General features: G+C 64.9%; 21 protein-coding genes. 6 read left to right on the forward strand and 15 right to left on the reverse strand.

Features of this window, described 5'->3' with window-relative positions; genetic code table 11:
- Positions 1 to 55: 55 nt before the first annotated feature.
- The 7 genes from H7A86_RS17050 to H7A86_RS17080 form a co-directional block, all read right to left on the reverse strand.
- Entirely contained in the window at positions 56 to 1,225 is a 1,170-nt protein-coding gene (locus H7A86_RS17050) for an acyltransferase family protein (RefSeq protein ID WP_119131789.1), read from the reverse strand.
- 101 nt (positions 1,226 to 1,326) lie between these two features.
- Complete coding sequence (locus H7A86_RS17055) at positions 1,327 to 3,123, reverse strand: DUF2142 domain-containing protein (protein WP_119131788.1); 1,797 nt, start codon at positions 3,121 to 3,123, stop codon at positions 1,327 to 1,329.
- Complete coding sequence (locus H7A86_RS17060) at positions 3,120 to 4,103, reverse strand: glycosyltransferase family 2 protein (RefSeq protein WP_119131787.1); 984 nt, start codon at positions 4,101 to 4,103, stop codon at positions 3,120 to 3,122. The genes H7A86_RS17055 and H7A86_RS17060 overlap by 4 nt, the downstream gene beginning before the upstream one ends.
- A 119-nt stretch (positions 4,104 to 4,222) precedes the next feature.
- Positions 4,223 to 5,593 carry a pyridoxal-phosphate dependent enzyme gene (locus H7A86_RS17065; protein WP_104583283.1) on the reverse strand — a complete coding sequence of 457 codons (1,371 nt, stop codon included), beginning with the start codon at positions 5,591 to 5,593 and terminating at the stop codon, positions 4,223 to 4,225.
- A 280-nt stretch (positions 5,594 to 5,873) separates the two neighbouring features.
- Positions 5,874 to 6,092 (reverse strand): HP1242/YdcH family protein, encoded by a 219-nt coding sequence (locus tag H7A86_RS17070; RefSeq protein ID WP_002814034.1) that lies wholly within the window; start codon positions 6,090 to 6,092, stop codon positions 5,874 to 5,876.
- Positions 6,093 to 6,437: 345 nt separating this feature from the next.
- Positions 6,438 to 7,328, reverse strand: coding sequence for a hypothetical protein (locus H7A86_RS17075; RefSeq protein WP_119131786.1), 891 nt, complete (start codon positions 7,326 to 7,328; stop codon positions 6,438 to 6,440).
- Complete coding sequence (locus H7A86_RS17080; RefSeq protein ID WP_039525328.1) at positions 7,325 to 7,708, reverse strand: DUF4398 domain-containing protein; 384 nt, start codon at positions 7,706 to 7,708, stop codon at positions 7,325 to 7,327. The genes H7A86_RS17075 and H7A86_RS17080 overlap by 4 nt, the downstream gene beginning before the upstream one ends.
- Positions 7,709 to 7,806: 98 nt before the next feature.
- Here H7A86_RS17080 and H7A86_RS17085 point away from each other — a divergent pair, with 98 nt between their 5' ends.
- The gene (locus H7A86_RS17085) at positions 7,807 to 8,940 is read left to right on the forward strand and encodes a PilT/PilU family type 4a pilus ATPase (RefSeq protein WP_104583280.1); all 1,134 of its coding nucleotides are present in this window, start codon (positions 7,807 to 7,809) and stop codon (positions 8,938 to 8,940) included.
- 672 nt (positions 8,941 to 9,612) lie between these two features.
- Here the strand turns inward: H7A86_RS17085 and maiA are convergent.
- Together maiA and H7A86_RS17095 are read right to left on the reverse strand one after the other, a co-directional pair.
- Complete coding sequence (gene maiA, locus H7A86_RS17090) at positions 9,613 to 10,275, reverse strand: maleylacetoacetate isomerase (RefSeq protein WP_119131785.1); 663 nt, start codon at positions 10,273 to 10,275, stop codon at positions 9,613 to 9,615.
- Positions 10,276 to 10,318: 43 nt separating this feature from the next.
- Positions 10,319 to 11,377, reverse strand: a complete 1,059-nt coding sequence (locus H7A86_RS17095) for a fumarylacetoacetate hydrolase family protein (protein ID WP_180708170.1) — start codon at positions 11,375 to 11,377, stop codon at positions 10,319 to 10,321.
- Between the two features lie 309 nt (positions 11,378 to 11,686).
- Here H7A86_RS17095 and H7A86_RS17100 point away from each other — a divergent pair, with 309 nt between their 5' ends.
- The gene (locus H7A86_RS17100) at positions 11,687 to 13,075 is read left to right on the forward strand and encodes a DEAD/DEAH box helicase (protein ID WP_104649381.1); all 1,389 of its coding nucleotides are present in this window, start codon (positions 11,687 to 11,689) and stop codon (positions 13,073 to 13,075) included.
- 147 nt (positions 13,076 to 13,222) lie between these two features.
- On the opposite strand, the gene H7A86_RS17105 is transcribed toward H7A86_RS17100, so the two are convergent.
- On the reverse strand, positions 13,223 to 15,508 hold the full coding sequence (locus H7A86_RS17105) for a transferrin receptor-like dimerization domain-containing protein (RefSeq protein ID WP_119131783.1): 2,286 nt from the start codon (positions 15,506 to 15,508) through the stop codon (positions 13,223 to 13,225).
- Positions 15,509 to 15,612: 104 nt separating this feature from the next.
- The gene (locus H7A86_RS17110) at positions 15,613 to 18,234 is read right to left on the reverse strand and encodes a TonB-dependent receptor plug domain-containing protein (protein WP_119131782.1); all 2,622 of its coding nucleotides are present in this window, start codon (positions 18,232 to 18,234) and stop codon (positions 15,613 to 15,615) included.
- A gap of 287 nt (positions 18,235 to 18,521) precedes the next feature.
- On the opposite strand from H7A86_RS17110, the gene queD reads away from it, so the two are divergent.
- Positions 18,522 to 18,875 (forward strand): 6-carboxytetrahydropterin synthase QueD, encoded by a 354-nt coding sequence (gene queD, locus H7A86_RS17115; RefSeq protein ID WP_039529685.1) that lies wholly within the window; start codon positions 18,522 to 18,524, stop codon positions 18,873 to 18,875.
- A gap of 192 nt (positions 18,876 to 19,067) precedes the next feature.
- On the forward strand, positions 19,068 to 19,403 hold the full coding sequence (locus H7A86_RS17120) for a phasin family protein (RefSeq protein WP_119131781.1): 336 nt from the start codon (positions 19,068 to 19,070) through the stop codon (positions 19,401 to 19,403).
- Between the two features lie 301 nt (positions 19,404 to 19,704).
- Here H7A86_RS17120 and bioD read toward each other — a convergent pair whose 3' ends face one another.
- Complete coding sequence (gene bioD, locus H7A86_RS17125) at positions 19,705 to 20,379, reverse strand: dethiobiotin synthase (RefSeq protein ID WP_119131780.1); 675 nt, start codon at positions 20,377 to 20,379, stop codon at positions 19,705 to 19,707.
- A 117-nt stretch (positions 20,380 to 20,496) separates the two neighbouring features.
- Here bioD and H7A86_RS17130 point away from each other — a divergent pair, with 117 nt between their 5' ends.
- Both H7A86_RS17130 and H7A86_RS17135 read left to right on the forward strand, forming a co-directional pair.
- Positions 20,497 to 20,979 carry a GAF domain-containing protein gene (locus H7A86_RS17130; RefSeq protein WP_119131779.1) on the forward strand — a complete coding sequence of 161 codons (483 nt, stop codon included), beginning with the start codon at positions 20,497 to 20,499 and terminating at the stop codon, positions 20,977 to 20,979.
- Entirely contained in the window at positions 20,976 to 21,368 is a 393-nt protein-coding gene (locus H7A86_RS17135; RefSeq protein ID WP_119128309.1) for a TfoX/Sxy family protein, read from the forward strand. The genes H7A86_RS17130 and H7A86_RS17135 overlap by 4 nt, the downstream gene beginning before the upstream one ends.
- Positions 21,369 to 21,483: 115 nt before the next feature.
- On the opposite strand, the gene H7A86_RS17140 is transcribed toward H7A86_RS17135, so the two are convergent.
- From H7A86_RS17140 to H7A86_RS17150, 3 genes are all read right to left on the reverse strand, one after another.
- Positions 21,484 to 22,392 (reverse strand): alpha/beta hydrolase, encoded by a 909-nt coding sequence (locus H7A86_RS17140; RefSeq protein WP_119131778.1) that lies wholly within the window; start codon positions 22,390 to 22,392, stop codon positions 21,484 to 21,486.
- A 97-nt stretch (positions 22,393 to 22,489) separates the two neighbouring features.
- Positions 22,490 to 24,706: a TonB-dependent siderophore receptor gene (locus tag H7A86_RS17145; protein ID WP_484607055.1), complete on the reverse strand. Its 2,217-nt coding sequence runs from the start codon at positions 24,704 to 24,706 to the stop codon at positions 22,490 to 22,492.
- Positions 24,707 to 25,102: 396 nt separating this feature from the next.
- Complete coding sequence (locus tag H7A86_RS17150) at positions 25,103 to 25,783, reverse strand: phosphoglycolate phosphatase (RefSeq protein ID WP_119131875.1); 681 nt, start codon at positions 25,781 to 25,783, stop codon at positions 25,103 to 25,105.
- Between the last annotated feature and the right edge of the window lie 113 nt (positions 25,784 to 25,896).

Raw genomic sequence — 25,896 nt, forward strand, 5'->3', positions numbered from 1 at the left:
AAGTTCGGCGCCCTTATGCTCGTCCATGACAACTTATGCGACCGTCCTCTTTGAGTCAGACGCTAGTGCCCGACCGTTCGGGGGGCGAAGCAGGACCGGGTGAGCGCTGCCACTTCCGAAATGCCGCAAGCGATGCACTACGGATTCGCTCGCTCAGGCCCACTTCGAGATAGCGGTAGGAAACCGCAGATAGGCACAGAGAGAGGGCGCATAGGATCAGCATGAACCAAACATTGTTCATCCATGGCGCCGTCTTCTCCCCCCAAAAAATCTGGTATGCCGGATGAATGACGAATGGATGGACCAGATATAGCGAGAAAGAAACGTTGCCGGCCCAGACCAGGCTGCGCGGCCAATGGATATCCGTCGTCTTGCTGCCTATCGTAAGCGCGAAAAGCAGCAGTGCGTAAGGCAGCGCCCAACCGGTAAAGCCGAACTTCGACGAGATATCGTTCAAGAGAAACCAGATCAGTGCGGTCAGCGACGTCACCGAAAACAGGCCTGCGGCCACCGTAGACAGCTTGAACCGGGACAGATAGATGCGCCCAATGACCACGCCGACAAAAAACTCCCAGAGCATGGGGTTTGTGGCAAAGTTGATCGGGCCGTTGAACCCGTAGTCGACGTATGCATCGAGTGACGGCCTGGCCACGGTCATGGGCAACGCAATCAGAAGCACCACGGCAATTGTACTGAGCGCAACCCAACGTAACCGGCCAAACATCAGGGAGAGGCTGAACAACGCGTAGAAGTAGACCTCGTAGTTGATTGTCCAGCCAACATGCAGCACTGACCCACCAAAGTAAGGAGCACGAGAACCGAAGTTGGTGGGAATCATCAGCGCCGATCGAATGATCTGATTGACGTCAGTCATTATGTCGATGTGTCCAACGTAGCTTCCCAAGAGCAACATCATGGGCACATACAACAGTGTGGCGACGAAATATACCGGAAATACTCGGGCAATTCGCTTGATCAGAAACGTACAGGTGTCGCTAAAGCCCACAATAGCATTGCGGGTCGCGTAAACCATGATGAACCCGGAAATCATGAAGAACAGATCAACGCCGGACGCACCCACCATCGAGAACACGTGCTCGACGCCTGATTCCTTCGACCGGGGCTGATAACCAACTCCGTGATAAAACACCACCAGCAGCGCAGCAACGCCGCGCAAAGCTTGAATTACATCAAGCTTGTCAGCGTTCTTCGGCTGATAGTTCATTGTTGTGCCCCCAGATTGCCAGCAGTTTACCAACGCAATCGATATCGAGGCCAAGCTAAATAGCAGGCTGGGCTGCAACTCCGCGGCTACGCCCCCCTCGGTTATGGCTCCGGACAACCTTGTGCCAACAGCGCCACATGTTTCTGTGTATGCATTAGCACGCAGCTCCGGATGCTGTCCTTGCCATGGCTTTCCCAGATGCTCACTCCCATGCCATCACGAGCAACGACTTCGCCACCCACGTACGGCTTACCTTCTAGCACGAATTCCGCATAGCCGTTATCCACCAAAGGCGCCAGCTCGAATGGGACCACCGTTGTCGTCCCATCGTGGGTCCAGACCCGCAGTTCCGCCTGCCCCTTGTGTCGCGTCATGTAAGTACCAAATCGTATGCCGATCCGATCCAATGGCGCCGGGCTGTCTTGTTGCGCCGGGGAAAAGTGAAGTTGTACGGTCTGGTCGCCGGTCAATGGCGGAGAAGGCTTTAGCTCGAACGCGTCCTGCGCCATTTGAACGGGAACAGTGTAATAGCGCTGCACAAGCAAGGCGGCCGACGAATAGGCCGTCACACATAACATCAATCCAGCCAACATATGACTAGCCTGGAATTGAATGCTGTTGCGCGGGCGATGGTCGGCGGTCAATGCCATTACCAAACACATCAGTGGAATCAATAAATAGCGGCCCTGCACGCCATCCACGGTCGGAGAGGCAGGATCCGTCCACTGAACAAGCAGCGCCAGAAACGTCATGAGAATTGAGCCCGCGCAAATAACGACAAGGGCCGAACGAGGCAGTGCCTGACCACGCCATCCATCGAGGTTGAGAGAAAGCGCAATAACGGCAAACAGCGCGATTGCAGCAAATTTGTAGAACCCCGGAGAAAAAGGAGTATCAAGCCAACCCAGCACACCGATGAATGAAACCGAGTAGAACGACATGCGCCCCATATCGGTCCAAGTAGCATAGAGGATAGAGAAAAGCTCCCCCGGGTGGGACACGAAATGCAAGAGGCGTCCGGCGTGATCCAGTTGCCGCCCTCCCGCCGGGTACACCGTTGTCTTTACAGTGAACAGCGTCCAGGCGACGACAAACACAGCAATGGCAATTGCGATATACAACTGGCGACGCTCCCTGACCATCCACCATGCCATGAACGGCAGCAGCAACATCGGCAACATGTTTGCCCTACAAGCGCACAGCAACAGCACGCCGATAGAAAGCGCGGCCATGGTCCAGTTGGATGCTTCCTGGCGATCCACCGACACTTGCATGAAAGCACATATGCTTAGAAGAGCGACCGACGTCGCCATGGGATCCAGCACCGCCGTTCCAAACAGGAACAGGTTCATGGGAAGCGCAAGCAGCACTAGGATCGCTGCTGAGGGACGGTGTAGCCGGAAAGCGAGCATCAAGAGAATGCCGCACGTCAGCAATTCCAGCAGGCGCGCCAACCGATAAGACTTGCCAACACTGAGGTCCAGCGCTTTTCCCATACCAAGGCCCAGAGCCTGCGGCGCGTACATCAACGGAAAGTAGTACGCCGTACCGACGGCAGTCTGAAACTGGGGCTTGCCTGTCCATTGCAGGTCTCCGGCAGCAAGGAGTTCATCGCTGGAGATCTTGCGAGCCGCCACACCTTTGAGCGGAGTGAATCTTTCCATGTACGCGACCAGGCCGCTGTCCAGATACCCGCCAGACGGCGATCCCTCCATCGACTTCAGTAGTATCTGGCCTTGGCCAAGCATATATGCACGTTTGACATGATCGAACTCGTCCGGCGCCTGGAAAGGCGGCGTTATCGCAGAAAACAGCAAGCTAACCAGCAATGCGGCCACCAGAAACAGCGGCCATACCTGCGGTGCACGTGCTTCAGACTGAGCGACAACCCGCGTCATGCGTGACGCTCCTGGAGGGCAGACCAGCGAAGGCGAGGATGCACCGCAGTCCGCGGTACCGAGGCAATATCCTGGCCGAAGAAGGCAAGCAATAATTGCACTCCGACCAGTACCGGCATCGCCGCCAACATGACCGTACCGCTGGTGGCCGCTTCGCCCGTTCCAAGGCTGGTCAACCAGTGCTGCAGCCCGTAGACGACCCCGAACGAAAACATCACGATCCCCGCAGGCAGCTCCAGCGAAGCCAGCGACATATTGCGAAGGTAATAGTTGTACAGAATCCTCTTACCGAAGTTGCGCAGGTTCTTGAACAAAAACTCTGTAAGCACCTTCGATATCTTCAAGTTGCTCACCTCATCGGCGTACTTGGCATGCATCGGTACGTCAAGCACCACGGCGCGCAGTGTGTTGAGCCGGAAGAGAATGTCGGTTTCAAAGAAATAGCGGCGGCTGATCCGGTCAAGCGGGAGATGGTAGGCCACATCCCGATGGATAGCCGTGTAACCGTTTGTCGGGTCGAAAAGATCCCAATATCCCGATGACAGTTTAGTTAGGAAAGAAAGCCCCGCATTGCCAAACAAACGCAGCTTCGGCATCTGTGCAATCCGTTCGAGGTCGAAGAAGCGATTTCCCTTGGTGTAGTCCGCCTCGCCGGCCAGGATAGGGGCGATAAAACTCGGAATCAGGCCAGGATCCATCTGCCCATCGCCATCCACCTTGACGATGATCTCGACTCCGTCGGCAATGGCGGCTCGATAGCCGGTCATTACCGCTCCCCCTACACCTTGATTCTGCTCGTGCCGAATTACCACCACCCGTTTATCCGTGCAATTACTTTCAACGAAGTCGCCACTGCGATCAGGACAGCAGTCATCTACCACATAAATGCGACTTACTTCCGGTCCCATCTGCGCAATCACGCCGAGAACATGCTGGGTGACTTTGTAACTTGGAATGACGGCGGCAACGGTGGCGGACATGTATGACCTTTACAGACAGCAGAATAGATGAGATAGGATTAGGCGCCATTTTTGACTTGGCGACCGCACAGTCAGCGAGCCATCCTGCCTTGGGCGGCCTGCTGATTCCAGATGCAAAATCACTGCACGCGGCGGCGCAGGTAGTTCAGCAGGTCGATACGGGTGATCAGGCCGAGGAATTGGTTGCCGTCCATGACGATGGCCACCTGGCCGCGGTCGAACACCGGCAGCAGCGCTTCGATCGGCGAGGCGACATCCAGGCGATCGAGCTTGCTGACCATGGCGGTGGAGATCGGGTCGCGGAAGCGCGCCTCGTCACCGTACACATGCAGCAGCACGTCGCTCTCGTCGACGATGCCGACCAGCTCACCGTCATCGATGACCGGCAGCTGCGAGACGTCGTACAGCTTCATGCGCTGGTAGGCGGTGGTCAACAGGTCCTTCGGCCCGACCACCACGGTGTCGCGCTTGTTGTACGGGCGCAGGATCAGGTCGCGCAGGTCGCCGTGCTGCGGACGCTCCAGGAAGCCGTTGTCCAGCATCCAGTAGTCGTTGTACATCTTGGACAGGTACTTGTTGCCGGTATCGCAGACGAACACCAGCACGCGCTTGGGCGTGGTCTGCTCGCGGCAGTACTTCAGCGCGGCGGCCAGCAGGGTGCCGGTGGACGAGCCGCCCAGGATGCCCTCCTTGGCCAGCAGCTCGCGCGCGGTGTGGAAGCTTTCCGCGTCGGTGATCGAATAGGCCTTCTTGACCCGCGAGAAGTCGGAGATATCCGGCAGGAAGTCCTCGCCGATGCCTTCGACCAGCCAGCTGCCGGATTTCTCGCTGACCGTGCCCTCTTCGATGTACTGGGTCAGGATGGAGCCGACCGGGTCGGCCAGTACCAGCTCGGTCTGCGGCGATGCGGTGGCGAACGCGCGCGACAGGCCGGTCATGGTGCCGGAACTGCCGCAGCCGAACACGATCGCGTCCAGCTTGCCGTCCATCTGCGCCAGGATTTCCGGGCCGGTGCCGAATTCGTGCGCGGCCGGGTTGTCCGGGTTGCCGAACTGGTTGATGAAGTAGGCGCCCGGGGTCTCGGCGGCGATCTTGGCGGCCAGGTCCTGGTAGTACTCCGGGTGGCCCTTGGCCACGTCCGACCGGGTCAGCACCACCTGGGCGCCCATGGCCTTGAGGTTGAAGATCTTCTCGCGGCTCATCTTGTCCGGCACCACCAGAATCAGCGTGTAGCCCTTCTGCTGGGCGACCAGTGCCAGACCCAGGCCGGTGTTGCCGGCAGTGCCTTCGACCAGGGTCGCACCAGGGCTGAGGTCGCCGCGCTGTTCGGCCGCTTCGATCATCGACAGGCCGATGCGGTCCTTGATCGATCCGCCGGGGTTGGCCGCCTCCAGCTTGAGGAACAGCTCGCAGACGCCGGTGTCCAGGTGCTGTGCCTTGACGATCGGCGTGTTGCCGATCAGTTCGAGTACGGAGGAATGGATCGCCATCGGAATATCGTCACTGCGTCGCGCGGGGCTTGGCCGCCCATTATCCGACGAACCGCTGGGGAATGCTCATTCAGACTGGAACCGATCGCGCCGGCCGGTGAACGGGCGGGCCCAACGCGCGCTGCCATGACCTGACTGTCCGGCCGCGGGGCGGGCGTTGGCGCCATCTTGCCCGCCGCGTGACCCACGGATTGCGCATAGAAAGACGCGGACGGTGGCAAGCCGACGAGGAGGCCGCCACCGCCCGCGACGGTGAACTTGTTCTAACGGTGGGGAAGGATCAGTGGGTGAGCTGGTCGTACATCCGGGTGAGCTTCTCTTTCGCCTGCAACTTCTCGCGCTTCATCTGGCCCAAGGTCACGTCGTCGATGGGGAGCACCCCGAGTTCGGCATCCATGCATTTCTTGTTCAAGAGCTTGTGGCGTTGGTACAGCTGCTTGAACTCGGGATCGGACTTGACCAATGCGTCGATTTCGGTCTGCGGTTGCCCTTCGAACATGGCGTTACCTCCTTCACTTGAAACACTTAAAACAAGAACGCCCCGGCCGCGGGCGGCACGGGGCGCTGCTTGGGGATGGAAGACTCACGGATCACAATGGCAGGCGCACTGGCGGAACCCACACGCTGCCCGCCGAATTGCGTTGATGCGTGCCCTTGCGTCACTGGCCCGGCCCTCCGTACGTCCAGGCAGCGGAGTGCTGCCCGGGAGTACGACCCTACGCCGGTCGCGGAGGGGGTTCAAGGCCGGAACGGCCGCTTTTGCCGTTCCCTGTGCCAATCAGTGACCGCGGTTCAACCAGGCGTCATGCCCGGGTTAAAAGACCTTAACTTCCAACCACTTGCATCACGGCGAGACAACGACCTCGGCAGCGCGCGTCTTGCTGGCGGCGGCCTTGGTGCCATTGACCTGCAGACGCGCGCTGGCCACGCCGGCAGCCACCAACGCGTCGCGCACCGCTTCGGCCCGCTTCTTGGCCGTGGCCGCATCGCTGTCGTAGCCGACGATGCTGACCCGGCCCTTCTTGCCGATGTTCAGGTATTCGGCCAGCGCCTTGGCCTGCCCTGCGGCATCGCCGGACAGCGCCGCCTTGCCACCAAACGCGCCACTGCCCAGCGAAAACACTTCGCCGCGGCTGTCGAACCTGGCGGATGGCAACTTGGCCCCGGCCACCAGCTCGGCTTCTTCGTGCGCCAGTTGCACGGCCTTTTGCTGGGCCGCATTGAGCTTGGCGGTCTGCTTGCCGGCCACGCTGGTCAGCGCCAGCTCGGCGTCCTGGCGGGCCAGGGTCTCCTGCTCGGCCGCCTGCCGCATGCGCTCGGCCTCCTCGGCCTGGATCTGCGCCTGCACGCGCAGACGCTCGGCCTCCTGGCGCGCACGCGAGGCGTCACGGCGGCTGGCTTCGATCAGCAGGTCGTTGCGGGTGCCCTCCAGCCGATCCAGTTCGCGCCGGGCCAGCGCGGTGCGGGCGGTGAGTTCGGCGATTTCGACCCGGCGGTCGGCCAGGAACACCAGTTCGTCGCGGTCGCGGCGCTTGGCCTCGGCCAGCGCCGCCACGCTTTGCTGCGCCTGCAGCCGCTCGTAGCGGGCCAGGTCGTTGGTCTGCGGGTCGTTCTGCAGCGCGGCCAGGCGCCGGTTGAGCGCATCGGCCTGCGGGTCGTCCTTGGCGGCTATCGCCAGCGGCGGCAGCGTGGCCAGGCTCAGCACACCAAGATAGAGAAGCGGACGCAGTTTCATCGGCCGGCCTCCCCGGTGTTGAGGCTGTTCTGCAGCTGCGCCACTTCCTTGCGGCGCTGTTCCAGCTGGGCGGTGACCACCGCCTCTTCGCTGCGCGCCTTGGCCAGGTCGGCGTCGGCCGCTGCGCGCAAGGCGATCTGCGGCACCTGCTTGCGCTGGCGTTTGTCCAGTTGCGCCTGCTGGGCCTGCATCAGTTCCTGGCGGGCCAGGTTGACCAGGTCGGGGGCGTATTGGTCGGCATCGGCCTGGGTGGCGCGTTGCACGGCCTGTTCGGCGGCGGTGAGCTCCGGTGCCACCTGGGCAGCAGCGGGAGAGGAAAGAACCATGAAACAGGCGATGCCATACAGGGATCGCCGCAAGTATGCGAAGCTAGCCGTCATTAGGGGAGCCGTAGCGAGAAGTCTCGAGCACGGCCATTGTCGGAAGCCTGCGGCGTACTTGCAACGAGACGCTGCTGTTTGTTGGGGAACCATTGCGCATGGATATCGGCTACTTCCTGAAGCTGATGACCGAGAAGAATGCCTCGGACATGTTCTTGACCACCGGCGCGCCGGTGTACATCAAGATCGAAGGCAAGCTCTACCCGCTCGGCAATACGGGGTTGCCGCCGGGAATGGTCAAGAAAATCGCCTACTCGCTGATGGACGAAGGCCAGGTGCCGCAGTTCGAGCGCGAGCTGGAACTCAACATGGCCATCGCCCTGCAAGACGCCGGCCGCTTCCGCGTGAACGTGTTCAAGCAGCGTGGCGAGGTGGGCATGGTGATCCGCGCCATCCGCAGCCGGATTCCCAGCATCGAAGAGCTGAACCTGCCGCAGGTGCTCAAGGACGTCATCATGACCCCGCGCGGGCTGGTGCTGGTGGTCGGCTCGACCGGCTCGGGCAAGTCGACCTCGCTGGCCTCGATGATCGACCACCGCAACAGCACCACCACCGGGCACATCCTCACCATCGAGGACCCGATCGAGTATCTGCACAAGCACAAGATGTCGATCGTGAACCAGCGCGAGGTGGGCCTGGACACGCATGCCTTCCAGAGCGCGTTGAAGAACGCGATGCGCGAGGCGCCGGACGTGATCCTGATCGGCGAGATCCTGGACGCCGAGACCATGGAGGCGGCGATCGCCTTCGCCGAGACTGGCCACCTGTGCCTGGCGACGCTGCACTCCAACAATGCCGACCAGACCATCGAGCGCATCCTCAATTTCTTTCCCGAGAGCGCGCACAAGAACGTGCTGATGAACCTGGCGCTGAATCTGCGCGCCGTGGTATCGCTGCGCCTGGTCAAGGGCGTGGACGGACGCCGCCGGCCGGCGACCGAGGTACTGCTCAACACGCCGATGATCCGCGACCTGCTGCGCCGCGGCCAGGTGCACGAGGTCAAGCAGGCGATGGAAGAATCGCTGGAAGAAGGCATGCAGACCTTCGACCAGTGCCTGTTCCGCATGGTCAAGTCCGGCGAAATCGAGCAGGAGGAAGCGCTGCGCGCGGCCGACTCGCGCGACGGGCTGGCGCTGAAGTTCCGCCTGTCCGAGGGCGGCTCCGGCGAGCACGACCCGTATGCGGACTACGAAACGGCAGCGGCACCGAAGATCAGCCACGGCTTTATCTGATGGATTCGGTAGCGAAACGCGGCATGCGGCAGCACTGATGGATCACGGCTGCCGACGCTGGGTTTTCCGGCGTGCTGGCGCTGCCGCAGGCACCCTCATCCGGCGCTGCGCGCCACCTTCTCCCGCCCGCGGGAGAAGGAGAAAGACGTCGGTAACACCGGAACGTCACCCAAGGGCTCAGGGCGAGCGCCATCGCGGTCGGCGGCACCTTTTCCAGCGCTGCTGCCTTCTCCAGGCACATCACCCGCTCGAAAGCACATCACCTGCCTTCTCTGGAGCGTCACCTGTTCCAAAGCACGTCATCCGCTTCTGCAGAGCGCATCCTGCGTTTCTCCAAGGCCCCCCACTCCGCACTCTCCGAAGCACCTCGACCGGCGTTGCGAGCCTCTCCTCTCATTAATGGCGACACCAGGATCAGCGGTCGTGCAAAGCGGCGAGCCATTCGCCCGGAATGCCTGGCCGGAAGCTGACGCGTCGGCTCCCCTGCATACCCTTCTCCCGCACGGCGGGAGAAGGTGCCCGCAGGGCGGATGAGGGCCCTGATGCGCCAGCGGCGAGCCAGTTCCCGGGAGTAGCTGGCCGGAAACTAGCGCGTCGGTTTCCCGACATGCCCTTCTCCCGCGCGGCGGGAGAAGGTGCCCGCAGGGCGGATGAGGGCTTGATACCCTGCCCTCACGCCACCGCATCCACCTGCATTTCCGGCCGTGCCGCATCGAAGGCCGGCAGCGCCAGGCAGGCCTGCTCGATGCGTTGCAAGGTCGGATACGGCGCCAGATCGACCTCGAAGCGATGCGCGTTGTACAGCTGCGGAATCAACACGCAATCGGCCAGGCCTGGCGTATCGCCATGGCAGAAGCGCCCGGTGTGCGCATCGCGCGCCAGTTGCGTTTCCAGCGCGGCGAACCCGCGCTGCATCCAGTGCCGGGTCCAGTGCTGACGTTGCGCGACGTCCAGCGCGAACGCGCGCTCCAGCAGCTGGGTGACACGCAGATTGTTGAGCGGATGCACATCGCAGGCGATGAGCTGCGCCAGGGCGCGCACGCGGGCGCGCTCGGCCGGCGCAGCCGGCAGCAGGGCCGTGGTGTCCGCGAACGCCTCTTCCAGATATTCCAGGATCGCCAGCGACTGCGCGATCACCACGCCGCCGTGGCGCAGCGTCGGCACCAGTTCCTGCGGGTTGAGCTGCGCATAGGCCGGCGCGTGTTGCTCGCCACCATCGCGCACCAGATGCACCGGATGCGCGAGGTAGACCAGCGCCTTCAGCTGCAGGCCGATGCGCACGCGGTACGCAGCGCTGGAGCGCCAGTACGAGAACAATTCCAGTGGCGCACTCATGCCCGGCCCCGCATGCGCTGTTGTGCGTGCACACGCGCCGATGTCATGGCAGCGGCTGACGTTCGACGCGTTGTTCGATCGCACCGAAGATGCTGGCGCCATCGGCGGCGACCATCTCGATCCGCACCACATCGCCGAAGGACAAGAACGGCGTGCGCGGTGCACCATCGCGCAGGGTTTCCACCACGCGCTGTTCGGCAAAGCACGAGGCGCCCAGCGTGGTGTCCTGATTGGCGATGGTGCCGGAGCCGACGACGGTGCCGGCCGACAGCGGCCGGGTCCTGGCGGCGTGGGCGATCAGCTGGGCGAAGTCGAACTGCATGTCGTTGCCGGCCTCCGGCGCGCCGAACCAGGCGCCATTGACGTGGGTGACCAGCGGCAGGTGCACCTTGTTGTCGCGCCAGGCCTCGTCCAGCTCATCGACGGTGACGAACACCGGCGACAGCGCCGAGCGCGGCTTGGATTGCAGAAAGCCAAAGCCCTTGGCGAGCTCGGCCGGAATCAGGTTGCGCAGCGACACATCGTTGACCAGGCCGACCAGCTGGATATGCGCGGCGGCTTGCTCGGGCGAGGCGCCCATTGGCACATCGTCGGTGATCACCACGATTTCGGCCTCTAGGTCGATGCCGTGGTCTTCGCTGATCACCTTGATCGCATCGCGCGGGCCGTAGAACCCGGCGCTGGTGGCCTGGTACATCAGCGGGTCGGTGTAGAAGCTCTCCGGCACCTCGGCATTGCGCGCGCGGCGCACGCGCTCCACGTGCGGCAGGTAGGCGCTGCCATCGACGAATTCGTAGGCGCGCGGCAACGGTGCGGCCAGCGCCTGCAGGTCCAGATCGAACACGCCATCGGCGCTGCCCTCGTTGAGCGAGGCCGACAAGGCATTCAGGCGCGGCGCGACATTGCTCCAGTCTTCCAGCGCGCGTTGCAGCGTGGGCGCGATGCCGGTGGCGCGGACCGCGGTGCGCAGGTCGCGCGCGACCACGATCAGGCTGCCATCGCGGCCGCCTTCCTTCAGGGAACCTAGCTTCATGACCGTCCAATGCTGTGGCTGATCGGTCGATTGTACGGCCTGCCACAAGGGTGGTTGCACCTGAAACAACTGACCCGTAGCCCAACCGGGGAACTGGCCTTTTGTGCAGCGCGCCAAACGCGCGTACACTGGCCCGGTCTGCATGCGGCCGTCCGTTTCCCTTAGGGACAGCCGGCGAGGCCAGGATCGATCGATCCGCTCGCCCGCCCCACCCGACGCCTTTCGTGGTGCCGACAAACCCATCGTTTCTTGATTGGGTTGTTCCACCATCTCGCAGCGCGGTTCACGGGAACGCTCCGAGCCTGACCTTTTTTGCATCTGCAATGCGTTTGCGCTCCGGGCCTGTCCTGGTGGCGACGCTTTACTTGGAGCTTCCTGATGTCTTTTGAATCCCTGGGCCTGGCGCCCTTCCTGCTGCGCGCGTTGGCCGAGCAGGGCTACGAAACCCCCACTGCGATCCAGCAGCAGGCGATCCCGCTGGTGCTGGCAGGCCATGACCTGCTGGCCGGCGCACAGACCGGTACCGGCAAGACCGCCGCGTTCGGCCTGCCGCTGCTGCAGCACCTGGGCACCAGCCCGCAGCCGGTCAACGGCCCGCGCAAGCCGCGCGCGCTGATCCTGACCCCCACCCGCGAGCTGGCCACCCAGGTGCACGACAGCCTGCGCGGCTACAGCAAGTACCTGCGCATCCCGAGCGCGGTGATCTACGGCGGCGTGGGCATGGGCAACCAGCTGGACACGCTGCGTCGTGGCGTGGACCTGCTGATCGCCTGCCCGGGCCGGCTGATCGACCATATCGAGCGTCGCAGTGTGGACCTGTCCGGCATCGAAGTGCTGATTCTGGACGAAGCCGATCGCATGCTCGACATGGGCTTTTTGCCCTCGATCAAGCGCATCCTGACCAAGCTGCCGCGCCAGGACCGCCAGACCCTGCTGTTCTCGGCCACCTTCGAAGAGAACATCAAGCAGCTGGCGCTGGAGTTCATGCGCAACCCGATGCAGATCCAGGTCACCCCGAGCAATACCGTGGCCGAGAGCATCACCCACCGCGTGCACCCGGTCGACGGCGCGCGCAAGCGCGACCTGCTGCTGCACCTGCTGGCGCAGGACAGCCGCGAGCAGACCCTGGTGTTCGCCCGCACCAAGCATGGCAGCGACAAGCTGGCGCTGTTCCTGGAGAAGTCCGGCATCAAGACCGCGGCGATCCACGGCAACAAGAGCCAGGGCCAGCGCATGCGTGCGCTGAGCGACTTCAAGGCCGGCCGCGTGACCGTGCTGGTGGCCACCGATATCGCCGCGCGCGGCATCGACATCGACCAGCTGCCCAAGGTCATCAACTACGACCTGCCGATGGTGGCCGAGGATTATGTGCACCGCATCGGCCGCACTGGCCGTAACGGCTCCACCGGCGAGGCGATCTCGCTGGTGGCGCAGGACGAAGCCAAGCTGCTGCGCCAGATCGTGCGCATGCTGGGCCGCGATGTGGAAATCCGCGACGTGCCGGGCTACGAGCCGCAGACCCCGATCCGTTGGGGCAATAGCGCGCCGGGTCGTGCCGAGCAGCCGGGTGGCGATCGCGCGCCGCGCAAGAGCCACGCGCGTCGTCCGCATGGCGATGCACCGCGTCAGGCGCATGCGCATGCCGGCCCGAAGAAGCCCGGTGGCCAGCGCAGCAGCGGTCCGCGTCAGGCCGGTGTTGCTGCCGGTGCCGGCGCAGGCCGTCGCGATGGCGGCCGTGGCGGTCAGCGTCCGGGCGGCACGCGCTGAAAATCCCGTGCGCCGGCACGACCGGCGCCCAGGTCTGCGTTGCACTGAAAAAGCCGCCCCTCGGGGCGGCTTTTTTTGTGGGCACGGCGCAGGCGATGCGGTGCGAACAGGACTGCGCGTAGACACCCGACGCAGTCCGTCACGTCCCTAACCCTCGATCAACGCCGTATTGCGATCGATCGCCTCGCGATACCGATCCAGCACCGCGGCGGTCTGCACGATGTAGGCGCTCAGATCCTCCCAGCGCCGGTCTTCCAGCGCTTCGCGGATGCCGGGCAGGGTCTTGACCTCGTAACCGGTGGCCAGGCCAGGGGCGTAGATCAGGTTGCGGTACCACGGCCGGCCCGGCAGACCACCTTCGGCCAGCAGGGTCTGGTCGATGCGCTGCAGCGATGCATTGAGCTTGCCGCGCGCGCGTGCATCCAAAGCGCCGCCGCCCGATGCCAGTGCATCGTCATAGCGCTTGGCGCTGGCCTGCAGGCGGGCAATCGCCTGATCCAGTGCAGCGAAATCGATCTGCGGCACCGTGGCTTTCGGCTCCGGTGCGCGTTGCGGCCGGTTCGGGTTGTCGACAGCCGCATAGGCGCCGGCCTGCAACAACTCGGCCTGGGTGCGTGCGGCAGTGCGGTCGCTGTCGGCCTGCTGCTTGAGTTCCTGCGCATAGCCGGCCACCGCATCGGCGAAGTCGCCGAAGCGCTGCGGCAACACCGGCGCGTTGGCCACGCGCAGCACCGTGCGGCCGACCGTCTGCGACAACAGCGGCAGATAGCTGAAATCCGGATCGATGTAGCGTGCGAAGTAATCGTAGGAGTCGTACAGCGAGTGATAGACACCGCTGCCGCCACCCTGCCCGCCATAGCCCAGATCCAGCGTGGTCAGCCCCAGATGCTGCAGGAACGGGCTGTAGTCGCTGCCCGAGCCCAGCGCCTTGAGCGGCACGTCGCCGCCGGCCGCGACCTGCCTGGCGATGTCCTTCTGCGCCGGCTTGGCGGTGGCCGCCAGCGCATCGATACGGGCGCGGGCGCGTTGCCGTTCGAGCACGCTCACGCCGCTGTCGGGATCGCGCAGGTCCGCCGCCACGCCGTTGACCAGGCGCTGCAGCGCATGGCTGCCACCGGCATTGAGAAAGCCGCGCCCGTTGCCGTCGGTGTTGACGTACAGCACCGCCTTGCGGCGCAGTTCGTCGGCGTGCTGCTCGGCCCATTCGGTGGAGCCGAGCAGGCCGGCCTCCTCGCCATCCCAACTGGCATAGACGAGCGTGCGCTTGGGGCGCTGCCCCTGCCTGGCCAGCTCGCCGATCGCCTTGGCTTCGGCCAGCAAGGCGGTGGTGCCCGAGAGCGGATCGGCCGCACCGAACACCCAGCCGTCGCGGTGATTGCCGCGCACCACCCACTGGTCCGGATACTCGCTGCCACGCAGGGTGGCGATGACGTTGTAGATGGTCTTGCTGCCCCAGTCCGCATCCACCTTGAGATGCACGCGCGCGGTGTCGTCGCCGCCGATGCGGTAGGTGATCGGCAGCGCGCCGCGCCAGTCCTCCGGCGCCACCGGCCCGCCCAGCGCGGCCAGCAAGGGCTGCGCGTCGCCCCAGCTGATCGGCAGGGCCGGGATCTTCAACACGCTGCCGGCCTGGTCGACCCTCAGGCGTTTGGCGCCCTTGCTGGCGCCGACGCCCGGAGTGAGCGGATCGCCGGGATAGATGGCGAAATTGGCGACCGAGCCGCGTTGCACGCTCCACTGATTGCGCGCCGGGCCATCCGGATAGGCCCGATCCTGGAAATACCCGTCGTCGCGCGGATCGGAATAGATGATCGCGCCGATCGCGCCATGCTCCTGCGCCAGCCGCGGCTTGAGCCCGCGCCAGCCCTTGCCGTAGCGGGCGATGACGATCTTGCCGCGCACGTCCACGCCGTTGCGCGCCAGCGCCTCGTAGTCTTCGGCGATGCCGTAATTGACGTAGACCAGGTCGCCGGTGACATCGCCGTTGCCGCCGTAGATCACATACGGCGGCAGCACGTTCTCGGTCTGGGTGGAGGTGCTGTCGCCCGGCAGCGGCGGCTCCTTCAGACGCGCGACATACGGCTTGGGGCCGAGCAATTCCAGCTGCGAGCTCCTGGGCGAGGGCCACAGCACCTGGAAGGTTTCGATGCGCGCATCCCACCCGTAGCCGCGCAGACGGGCTTGCAGATCGCGGGCGTTCTCCAGGTTGTGCGGCGCGCCAACGTGATTGGGCGCCGACGCCCATTGCTTCAACCAGCCACGATAATCGGCGTCCTTCAGGCCGCTATCGAAACGCGCTTCCAGCGCGCGCTGCGCCTGTGCGGCGGCGGTGTCGTAACCCGGCAGCGCAGCGGGTTGGGCCGCAGGTTGGGCGGCGAGGGAAGGTGCGACAAAGGCCAGGGCGAGCAGCCAGGCATGCTGCGAAGACGTCATCGGAGTTCCTTGAAGAGTGTCCGGGGGCGAACGGCGATTGGGTTGAGACAGCACGCTGGAGCACGCACCATCGCACGGGCGTGCATGGGCCGTGCGTGTGCCGATCAGAATCGATAGTCCAGGCCCACGGTGAAGTAGCGCCCACGCAGGTCGTACTGGGTGAAGTCGTAAGGGGCGCGAATGCCCGGGAACGAGGCATCGACCGGCGGCTGCTTGTCGGCCAGGTTCTCGATCTTGGCGTACAGGGTCAGCTTGTCGATGCCGGTGTACCCCAGATACAGATCGAACTGGTTGTAGTCGCCCACGCGCGACTGCACGGCAGTGGCCGCGGCGCTGGCCTTCTGGTCGTAGCCGCCGGTGTAGTACCAGGTCAGTGCGGCGCTGACGGTGCCCAGGTTCCAGTCCAGCGTGGTGGTGGCCTTGTTGCGTGGCAGCGACGGGCCGAGATTGCTGCCGGCGTAATCCTGCAACGGGCCACCGACCACGGTGGGGCGGCGGTAATCGCGCACGTGGGTATAGGCGGTGTTGAGGCCAAAGTTGCCAGCTGCTTCGGTGCGCCAGCGCTGGCGCAGTTCGACATCGATCCCCGAGGTCGTCAGCTCGCTGAGGTTCTGGTAGCGGTTGTACACCGCCACCAGCGTGCCGCGCGCGTCGCGGATGACGTCGGCCGGGTCATTGTTCTGCACGATGGTGGCGTTGTTGCCGGTGCCGACCAGATTCTCCAGCTCGATCTTGTACCAGTCCACGCTCAGGCTGGTGTCCGCCCACGGCGACAGCACCACGCCGAGGTTGTAGCTGCGCGTGCGCTCGGGTTCGAGCGCGGTGTTGCCGACGGTGAAGAAGGTCGGGTTCTGGCGCGAGCCCGGCATGTCCGGATCGAACGGGTCGACCACCGAGCCGTAGGAGATATTCGTGCTGGCCGCATTCTCCGACAGCGAAGGTGCGCGAAATCCGCGCGAGGCGGCCGCGCGCACCAGCACGGCGTCCAGCGGTTGCCAGCGCAGGCTGGCCTTGGGCGAAAACGCCTCGCCGAAATCGCTGTAATGATCGCCGCGCCCGGCCAGTTGCAGTTCCAGCGACTGCAGCAGCGGCAGGTTGACTTCGGCATACAGCGCCGACACCCTGCGCTCGCCATCCACCGCGGCGATTGCGGGGCGGATCTGCAGGCCCTGGTCGATCTGCCAGGGATTGCGCGAGACCAGCTCCTCCTGCCGCCACTCGGCGCCGGCGGCGAATCCGACGCTGCCGGCCGGCAGCTCGAACAGGTTGCCGGACACCTTGGCATCGACGCCGCGCAGCGTCGATTGCGCAGGGCGCAGCGTGCTGAGGTTGATGCCGTCGATCACCGACTGCGGCGTGGCGGACGGGTCGAGCAGGTTGTAGCTGCCGTCGGCCAGCGCCTGCGCCAGGGTGAAGCGATTGGCGAAACCGCCGGAGACGGTCTCATGCTCGGTGCTGCGCGCGGCGAACGCCGCCGCTTCCCAATCCCAGCGCTCGGTCTTGCCGCGCACGCCGCCGAGAAAGCGGTAGGACTGCGAGCGATTGGTTTTGACCGTCTGGCCCAGGTCGAAGAAGGTGTATTCGATCGGCACTGCGGTGCCGTACGGGTTGTACGGGCTGGAGGCCGGCAGCAGATTAGAGACCGGCTCGGCCAGCCCGCTGCTGGCATTCAACGCAAAGCGGCCGCCTTCCAGGGTGAAGTACGGGCTGGAGCCGAAGATCGAAACGCCCTTGACCTCGCTGTAGAGCGCCTCGCCGAAGGCTTCGACGGTGTCGCTGAGGCGGAAGGTGGCGTTGGTGTAGGCCTGATAGCGCTTAGTCGAGGGGATCAGCGTGGTGAACGGGGCCTGGTTGAAGCCGCAGGTATCGCCGGCCAGGCCGTCGATCGGTGCGCTGGCGGTGAGCACCGTCCCGGCGGGGCAGTTGCCTTGCGCATCCAGCATCGGCACCGAGCGGCCACCGACCAGGTAACGCGCGCCCTTGGCCGACCAGCCGTTCCAGCGCCCGCCGGGCAGGTCGGTGTAGATGCCCGAGCGGGTCAGCGCGCGCTGGTCCTGATCCAGCCGGTCGCGGTTGTAGGCGTCGAAACTGAAAAGGATGTTGTAGCCGTCGCTATCCAGGTCGCCGATGCCGCCGATGAACTTGGCACGCTGGGTGTCCATGCCGCCCTGATCGGAGCTGCCGCCGCTCAGGCCCAGCTCGGCACCCTGGAAATCCTGCCGGGTGATGATGTTGACCACGCCGGCCACCGCATCGGAGCCGTATACGGCGGAGGCGCCGTCCTTGAGCACCTCGATGCGTTCCACCGCCACCAGCGGCAGCGCATTGAGGTTGACGAAGGTGTCGCCCAGGCCATTGGCAGGAAAGCCGTAGTTGGCCAGGCGGCGTCCGTTGAGCAGCACCAGCGTGTTCTTCTGCGACAGCCCGCGCAGGCCGATGCCCGCCGAGCCGGAGGCCCACCCGTTGTTGGTGGTTTCGTTGGTGGCGTTGCCGGTGTTGGCCGAGATTGAGCGCAGCGCGTCGGCGACGGTGACCTTGCCGGACTGCTCCAGCTGCTGGCGGTCGATCACCTGCACCGGGTTCGGGCCTTCGCTATCGGTGCGCTTGATATTGGAGCCGGTGACGCTGACGGTGGCCAGGGTCTTGCCCGCGCCAGGTGTCGCGTCATCGGCATGGGCGAGGGGAATCAGCGCGGACAGAACGGCAGCGGACAGCAGATAAGGCATCGGGCGCTTCACGCACGGCCTCCATGAATGGGGGTGTTGCAGTGGGCCACGCGCAATCGATTAACAAAAATTACAGATCTGCATAGAGATATGACGCGCGGTGACACACGCCGCTGGCCGGACGCGGCAGAGCGCGCGTCGGACTTGTGCGGCCGACCGGGTGTGGTGCTCCAGCGCGGTGCGGCATGCGGCCAACCCATGTTGTGGATGCCACGCGGGCGCACCAGTCCGGTGTGTCGCCGCGATCGGAGCAGCCGGCAGGCACCAGCGCACTTACAATGGCGCGCATGGATATCTTCAAAGTCTTTACGCTCGAAGCCGCGCATCGGCTTCCCAATGTGCCGCCCGGCCACAAGTGCGCCCGTCTGCACGGGCATTCGTTCCGGGTCGAGCTGCATGTCAGCGGCGAACCCGGTGCCGAGACCGGCTGGATCATGGATTTCGGCGACATCAAGGCCGCCTTCCAACCGATCTACGACCGCCTGGACCACCATTACCTCAACGACATCGAGGGGCTGGAAAACCCGACCAGCGAGCGGCTGGCGATCTGGATCTGGAACCAGCTCAAGCCGGCGCTGCCGCAGTTGAGCGAGATCGTGGTGCACGAAACCTGCACCTCCGGCTGCCGCTATCGCGGCTGATCACGTAGCGCAGTCTGTGACCCAAGGCCGCCTCCCGGGCGGCCTTGCCATTTGTGGGGCACGGATAATTGATTGATTCCACGCCATTTTCCGGGCGACTTCGGAAATTTTCAGCAAACGTGTTGCATCGCAGCAATATCCGCGTATGCTGCAACGCAACAAACGGTCACGGCTTTCCCCGAGGGGTTCGCAATGTCGGCGCAGTTCGAAAACAGCTTCACCAGTCAGTTCGCCTCTGTCGCAGCACGTGCCAACCAGTTGGCATTGGACACGCTGGAGCAGAACGTCAACGCAACCACCACGTTTTTCGGTGAGTTTGCGCAGGCACGCGACCTGGGTACCTACCAGACGCTCTGGCCAAAAGGCCTGCAACTGGCCCGCGACAACCTGGAACGCCTGGCTTCGGCCAATCAGGAAGTGGTCGGGATGGGGTTGAAGATGTCCAGCGAGCTTGGACAGTTTGCAAAGCAGCAGTTCGACACCGGCAGCGAACAGGCCGGCGCAACAGGCAAGAACCGGCGCAGGTAACGGCCGCCAACATTCAGCGTCTTTGCATGGGTCCCTCCCCCCATGCAATCCGGCCCGACAGATCCCTCCCTCTGTCGGGCTTTTTATTGTTTTCTGTGCGGGCGTCTTCGATCCAGCGCCGGCATGCGGCCGCCGCAGTCAGCGTACCGGAGCCGGGTGCACGGGAACGACGGCGCACCGCCCATTTGCCGGAAGTGCAGGCGCGGCGAGGTGAAGCACGGCCGTGATCTCTGCGACGGCGCGTGCGCGGGCCGATGAAGAACCTGTCCGCAACAGCAGAACATGCAATGACCGCCTCTAACTAGGCTGGCAGCTGCAGCCCTTGCGCCTGGCGGGCGGCGTCGGCACCGGGTGCCCAGCGGATCCGGCCCCAGCACGGCATCGCCAGGCGCTGGTGCAGCATGCCGATGTTCTCCTCGATGCGCTCCATCTGCGGGTCGATCTCGTTGGCGATCCAGCCGATGCAGTCCAGCCCGTCGGCGGCGATCGCCGCAGCGGTCAGGCGCGCGTGATTGATGCAGCCCAGCCGGATGCCGACCACCAGCACCACGGGCAGCGTGAGCGCGCGCACCAGGTCGGCCTGGTCCAGGTCGGCACTCAAGGGCGCGGCCCAGCCGCCGACACCTTCCACCACCACCACCTCGGCCTGCGCGCGCAGTTGCGCGAAGGCCTGGGCGATCGGCTCCAGCGCCAGGGTCACACCGACATCGGCGGCAGCCAGTTCCGGTGCCAGCGGTGCCGGCAAGGCATAGGGATTGAGGGTGGCGTAGTCGGGTTGCGGGGCACTGGCGGCCTGCAGCGCCAGCGCATCCTCGTTGCGCCAGCCCTGCGGCGTGTTCTCGCAACCGCTGGCCACCGGCTTCATGCCCACCGCCGTGCGGCCCTGCGCGCGCAGTGCGTGCAGCAGCGCGGTGCTGGCCATGGTCTTGCCGATGCCGGTGTCGGTGCCGGTGACATACAACGCCGGAAGCTGCATGCGTGTGTTCCTGCGGCCGCGCCGCGGTTGCCCTGGGGGCGCGCAGCATAGCGTGCGGATCCGAACGCGCGGCTGAGTCGCAATGCCGCTGCGGACGGCCGCTGCTAAACTTCGGCCATGTTCGCCACCTCTTCGCTGACCGGCAGCAAGCCGGAACAATACGCCCAGCTCACCGCCCAGGCCCAGGCACTGGTGCACGGCGAGCCGGATCGGATCGCCAATGCCGCCAACCTGGCTGCGCTGATCTTCAATTCGCTGCCGTCGCTCAACTGGGCCGGCTTCTATCTCTACGACGGCCGCGAGCTGGTGGTGGGGCCGTTCCAGGGCTTGCCGGCCTGCGTGCGCATTCCGCTGGACAAGGGCGTGTGCGGCGCGGCCGCCAGCACCCGGCAGAGTCAACGTATTGCCGACGTGGATGCCTTCCCCGGGCATATCGCCTGCGATTCGGCCTCGCGCTCGGAGCTGGTGATCCCGCTGGTCAAGGGCGATGCGCTGATCGGCGTGCTGGATCTGGACAGCCCGGAGCTGGATCGCTTCGACGCCGACGATCAGCGCGGCCTGGAAGCCATTGCGCAGGTCTTTGTCGGCGCGCTGACGTGACCACCGAACGGCTGCGCAACATCGGCCCGAAAAGTGCAGCGTGGCTGCGCCAGGTCGGCCTGCGCACGCAGCAGGATCTGCAGGCGGTAGGCGCGGTGGGCGCATTCGTCAAGGTACGCCGCGCCGGCTTCAAGCCCAGCCTCAACCTGCTGTATTCGCTGGAAGGCGCGTTGACCGACTGCCATTGGCAGGACGTGCCGGAAGCGCGCCGGCATGCCTTGCTTGCCGAATACGAAGCGGCGAGCGCGCTGTTGCCGGTGCGCGGCCGCGCGGTCGCCGGGCCGGTGGAAACCGTGCACTACGCACGTGCCGACAACGACGACACACACGGTGAGATGGGCGAAGCAGACGACGACACTGCGGACCTGGGCCAGACGCACGAGGACTGAGCGCCTGTGCCGGGTGGCCGCCGCATGCGTGCGGCGCCAGCGCTGCGATCGGCGAGAGCGCACCTGTTGATGCCCAGCACGGCGTCGCTTTGATCGCCTGCTTGATGGAGTGTCGTCAACGCGCCGCTGCCTCGCGCAACGTCGGTGCCAGAGATGCGCCCAGCGTCTGGCCATGGCTGAGGCCGGGCAGCGGTCGGTACTCGGCGGTGAGGCCCGGTAACGCCGACAGCAGCGCTACGAGATGCTGTGCGGCCTGTGGATCTGCACGCGGCCGCCCCGGACGATCCGGTCTTGCAGGGTTCGCCGGTGCTCCGCCTTCGCCTGCCAGCAGCGTCAGACGACGCGTGGCTTGCTGTGTGTCTGCCGAGGCGTCCCGGGCTTGCTCGACCACTCGCTGCGCCTGCTGCACGACAAACCCATCGCCCCACCACAGCGACGGATCGACCGCGACGTAGTGCTGGAACAGCTGCGGCTGCGTCAGCACTACCTGCAGCACGAACAGACCGCCATACGAATGGCCCCAGAGCGTCTGCCGCTGACGATCCACCGCCACACGCGCTTCCACCTGCGGGCGAATACGTGTGGCGATCAGCTGCGTGAATGCCGCCGCACCGCCGGTCCTGCGCTGCGGATTCAGCGGATCGGTTTCCACCCGCCCGTCGTCGTAGCGCGCGGGCGTGTAGTCCAGGCTGCGCCCCACCGCATCGATGCGCAATGCGCTGTCGTCGGCGATGAACACCAGCACCGGCGCATCGCCGTGGGTGGACAGGCTGTCGAGCAGGCGCTCATCCAGTTCCATCAATGCCGCATTGCCATCCAGCAGATACACCACCGGATATCCCGCCGCCGGCGGCGCCGCTTTGGGGGTGGCAATGCGCACGCGGTAATGGCGTTGGCCATCGGCCGAATCCAGGCGCACTGCGCTGAAGACATACGAGGCACTGGGGCGATCGGCGACAGTGCTGCCGATCGTGCGGCTCAGGTCCGGCTGTGCGAAAGCCGGCACCGTGCCGACGATCCACATCAGCACGCCGGCACAGGCAAGCCACCAGGAATCATGTCGCGTCACTGCATGTTCTCCTCGTCGTGCGCCCACGTTCGCGCGCGCTGCCGCATTGCTGTCAGAAACCGAAACTCAGGCTCGCCCAATACGCGCGACCGGGCTCGTTGTAGGTGGCTGCACCCGCTGCACCGCCGGTGTTGTTGGTGCCTTCGCGGAACAGACGGGTGTCGAACAGGTTGTCCACACCGACGCCCACGCTGACCTTGCGGGTGATGCGGTAACGCGCACTGACGCCCCACAGATCGTAGGGGTCGCGCGAGTCGGGGGCGATGGCGCCGCCGCTGGTGCTCGATTGCGTGGCCGATTCCTGTTTGCCGTAGAAGGTGCCGGTGAGCAGCAACGACAAGGCCTGGGTCGGTTGCCAATCCAGCGTGGTGTTGACCGTGTATTCCGGGATCACCGACAGCGGCTGATCGGTGGCGGTGTTCTTGTTCTCGATCATGTAGGTGACATTGGTGTTCCACTTCAGCTCGCGGCCCTGCTCACCCAGCAGCGGCAACGTGAGATTGCCTTCCACCCCCTGCACGATCGCTTCCGATGCGTTGGTCCACTGGAACACCTGCCCGCGCCGGTCGACCGTGACCCCGACAGGCACCATCCCGGCGACGATCTTGTCGTCGTAGGCATTGTGGAAGTACGTCAGCGAGGCATGGTGACCGGTCTGCGGCGCCCACTCGACGCCGATTTCCTTGTTGATGCTGGTCTCCGGATCGAGATCGTCGTTGCCCTGGATATAGCAGCCCGAGCCGAGATTGGGGAACAGCACCGGGCAGCCATTGCCGCGCGTGTAATACAGATAATTGGCGTTGGACTGGTACAGGTTGGGTGCCTTGAAGGCGCGCGCGATGCCGCCCTTGAGCAACCAGTCTTCGCTGAGCTTGTACTGCACGTTGAGGCTGGGGCTGAGGTTGTTGCCGAACTGGCTGTGGTGGTCCAGCCGCACACCCGGCGTCAGCGTCAGCCGCTCGCTGGCGTAGATGTTGTCTTCCAGATACACCGCGCTGAGCGTGGCCTCGCTGCGCGGGCTGCGCGTCCCGTTGGGAAGGCCGGGGAAACCACCACCGGCACTCACGGTCTGCGACATCGAATACGCATCGCTGAGGCGGCTCTGGCGGCGCTCGAAGCCCAGCGTCAGCACCTGCTCGGCCCAGGCCTGCAGCGGCATGTTGAACTCGCCGTCGATGTTGAGATTGTCGAGGGTGGCGGTGGAATCGAGCAGGCTGGCGGCAATGGAGCCTTCCGGCCCGCCGGCCAGGCCTTCGTTGAGGCGGGTGTTGTCGGTGCCTTCGTAGGCGGCGGTGAGGCGCGAGGTGCCGAGCGCCCAGGTGCCGCGATGGGTCAGCGAGGCGGTGCGGCGGATCATGGTATTGGTTTCGCTGCCGAACAAGGCGCCCAGGTCGGCACCGGCCAGGCCATCGGCGCTGACCGCACGATCGCCGGCATACAGATTGCCCTGGCGACTGACGCCGGCATCGAGTTCGATCACCTGGCCTTCGACCGGATCCCAGCGCAGCAGGCCGTTGATGTCCTTGTTGCGCACGCCCTCGCGCCCGGCCGGCGGCACCGCGGCGGCACTGCTGGCAAAGCGGCGATTGAGCTCCAGCGAATCCGGATCGGTCTTGTTGAGGTTTCCATACAGGCGGAAGGAGAACGTATCGCTCAGCGGTCCGCTGAGCTGGAAGCCGGCACGCTGGCCGCCGCCTTCGGCACTGTGCTGCGGCACCAGGCCGAATAGGCTCATCGAGCCGGTCAGATCGCCGGTCGGCTTCTTGGTGATGATGTTGACCACGCCGCCGGAGGCACCGGAGCCATAACGTGCCGCCGCCGGGCCGCGCAGCACTTCGATGCGCTCCACCGCTTCGGCCGGTACCCAGTTGGTGTCGCCGCGCGTATTGCGCTCGCCGCTGCGGCCCATGCGCACCGCATCGCGCGATCCCACCGGTTTGCCATCGACCAGAATCAGCGTGTTTTCCGGGCCCATGCCGCGCAGGTCGATCTGGCGATTGTTGCCGTACTGGCCGGAGGCACTGTTGCCGGTGAGGTTGACGCCCGGCATGGTGCGCAGCAACTGCGACAGATCGTTGACCGGCGGACGCCGTTCGATGTCCTCGGCGGTGATGACCGATGACCCCAGGGCCTGGCGGGCGATCTGCGCGGCGGTGACGTGCACGGTATCCAGCGACTGCGGCTCGGCCGCGGCGTCTTCGGCCGATGCGCTGCAAATGCCGCTGCCACAGCCGAGCGCAATGGCCAGCACCAGCTGACGGCGGGACAACACGGGACGACGTGCAGACGCAGACATCCATGACCGGCGTGATGCGGACATTCTCAAACCTCTCGACAGGCGATGGACCTCTGGCGACGGCTTGAGGTGATACGTGGGGAAGCTGCGTGCAGCAGGCGCATGATGTGCTTGCCAGGCGCTGACGCAGTCAAAATTGTCCGCACATTCTACACGGATGCGATTCATTCTCAAATGGAACGAACGCGCTAGCGGAGCGGCATGCGGCACTGGCGGAACCAGAGCAGCGCTTTGTCGCAAGGCGCTGCGCACCACTGCAGACAGGTGCGCATGCCGGCTGACTTACGCTGCCGGTTTCATGCCTGCGACGTTGATCCAGGGCGGCGAGCCGAGTGCGGCATTGCTGCTGCAAGCCATGCTGGACGCTGCCTACACCCGGTGCCGATCCCCTTGCGCGTTCTGCTTCAAGGCAAGCAGCTCGCGCATGTCATCCATGATCGCCACCGCCCCGGCGCCCTGCACATCGAAGCCGCGCAGATAGCCGTAACGCACCATCGCCAGCGGCATCCCCGCAGCGTTTGCCGCCGCCGCATCGGTGGCCGAATCGCCGACCATCAGGCACTGCTGCGGGGTGAGCCGGAACTGGCTGGCCAGGTGCAGCAGCGGCGCCGCATCGGGTTTGCGCTGCGGCAGCGAATCGCCACCGAGCACGCTGCTGAAATGCGCAACGATGCCAAGATGCTCCAGCAGCGGCGCGATGAAGCGCGCGGGCTTGTTGGTGCACAACGCCAGCGTGGCACCGGCCTGGCGCAGGCCAACCAATGCCTCGGCAACACCGGGATAGAGCTGCGGGTCGTGCAGCAGGCTGGCCTGGTAGTGACGCATCATCACCGGCATCTCGGTATCGGCATCGTGCGTGCCGCCGGCTTCGCGCAAGGCGGTGGCGAGCAGCACGTGCACTCCTTCACCGATCCAGCTGCGGATCGTCGCCTCGCTGAACTGCTGCAGCCCGAGTTCCTGCAAGGTGGCATTGAGCGCTTCGGCGATATTGGGTGCGCTGTCCACCAGCGTGCCATCCAGGTCGAAGATCACCAGCGGATACGGAAACATGCGCACAGTCTCGTTGGGGGAGCGGCCTGCAGTGTACGAGCGACGGGATTCAGGGCGCGTCACCGTGGCGCGCCTCAGATGTTCGATGCAGGCGCCGATGCAGGTGCGCAGGC

Origin of the sequence: Xanthomonas euroxanthea, from assembly GCF_903989455.1 — a bacterium.
Taxonomy (GTDB): domain Bacteria; phylum Pseudomonadota; class Gammaproteobacteria; order Xanthomonadales; family Xanthomonadaceae; genus Xanthomonas; species Xanthomonas euroxanthea.

Coding starts and splice junctions, on each gene's coding strand:
- H7A86_RS17140 (WP_119131778.1), bottom strand. CDS start 22,392: ATGTGGATCGTCGGCACGGTGCCGGCTTTCGCACAGCCGGACCTGAGC.
- maiA (WP_119131785.1), bottom strand. CDS start 10,275: ATGAGTGCGCCACTGGAATTGTTCTCGTACTGGCGCTCCAGCGCTGCG.
- H7A86_RS17055 (WP_119131788.1), bottom strand. CDS start 3,123: ATGACGCGGGTTGTCGCTCAGTCTGAAGCACGTGCACCGCAGGTATGG.
- H7A86_RS17120 (WP_119131781.1), top strand. CDS start 19,068: ATGTCGGCGCAGTTCGAAAACAGCTTCACCAGTCAGTTCGCCTCTGTC.
- H7A86_RS17065 (WP_104583283.1), bottom strand. CDS start 5,593: ATGGCGATCCATTCCTCCGTACTCGAACTGATCGGCAACACGCCGATC.
- H7A86_RS17130 (WP_119131779.1), top strand. CDS start 20,497: ATGTTCGCCACCTCTTCGCTGACCGGCAGCAAGCCGGAACAATACGCC.
- H7A86_RS17085 (WP_104583280.1), top strand. CDS start 7,807: ATGGATATCGGCTACTTCCTGAAGCTGATGACCGAGAAGAATGCCTCG.
- H7A86_RS17110 (WP_119131782.1), bottom strand. CDS start 18,234: ATGCCTTATCTGCTGTCCGCTGCCGTTCTGTCCGCGCTGATTCCCCTC.
- H7A86_RS17100 (WP_104649381.1), top strand. CDS start 11,687: ATGTCTTTTGAATCCCTGGGCCTGGCGCCCTTCCTGCTGCGCGCGTTG.
- H7A86_RS17150 (WP_119131875.1), bottom strand. CDS start 25,783: ATGTTTCCGTATCCGCTGGTGATCTTCGACCTGGATGGCACGCTGGTG.
- H7A86_RS17075 (WP_119131786.1), bottom strand. CDS start 7,328: ATGAAACTGCGTCCGCTTCTCTATCTTGGTGTGCTGAGCCTGGCCACG.
- bioD (WP_119131780.1), bottom strand. CDS start 20,379: ATGCAGCTTCCGGCGTTGTATGTCACCGGCACCGACACCGGCATCGGC.
- H7A86_RS17050 (WP_119131789.1), bottom strand. CDS start 1,225: ATGAACTATCAGCCGAAGAACGCTGACAAGCTTGATGTAATTCAAGCT.
- H7A86_RS17060 (WP_119131787.1), bottom strand. CDS start 4,103: ATGTCCGCCACCGTTGCCGCCGTCATTCCAAGTTACAAAGTCACCCAG.
- H7A86_RS17070 (WP_002814034.1), bottom strand. CDS start 6,092: ATGTTCGAAGGGCAACCGCAGACCGAAATCGACGCATTGGTCAAGTCC.
- H7A86_RS17105 (WP_119131783.1), bottom strand. CDS start 15,508: ATGACGTCTTCGCAGCATGCCTGGCTGCTCGCCCTGGCCTTTGTCGCA.
- queD (WP_039529685.1), top strand. CDS start 18,522: ATGGATATCTTCAAAGTCTTTACGCTCGAAGCCGCGCATCGGCTTCCC.
- H7A86_RS17080 (WP_039525328.1), bottom strand. CDS start 7,708: ATGACGGCTAGCTTCGCATACTTGCGGCGATCCCTGTATGGCATCGCC.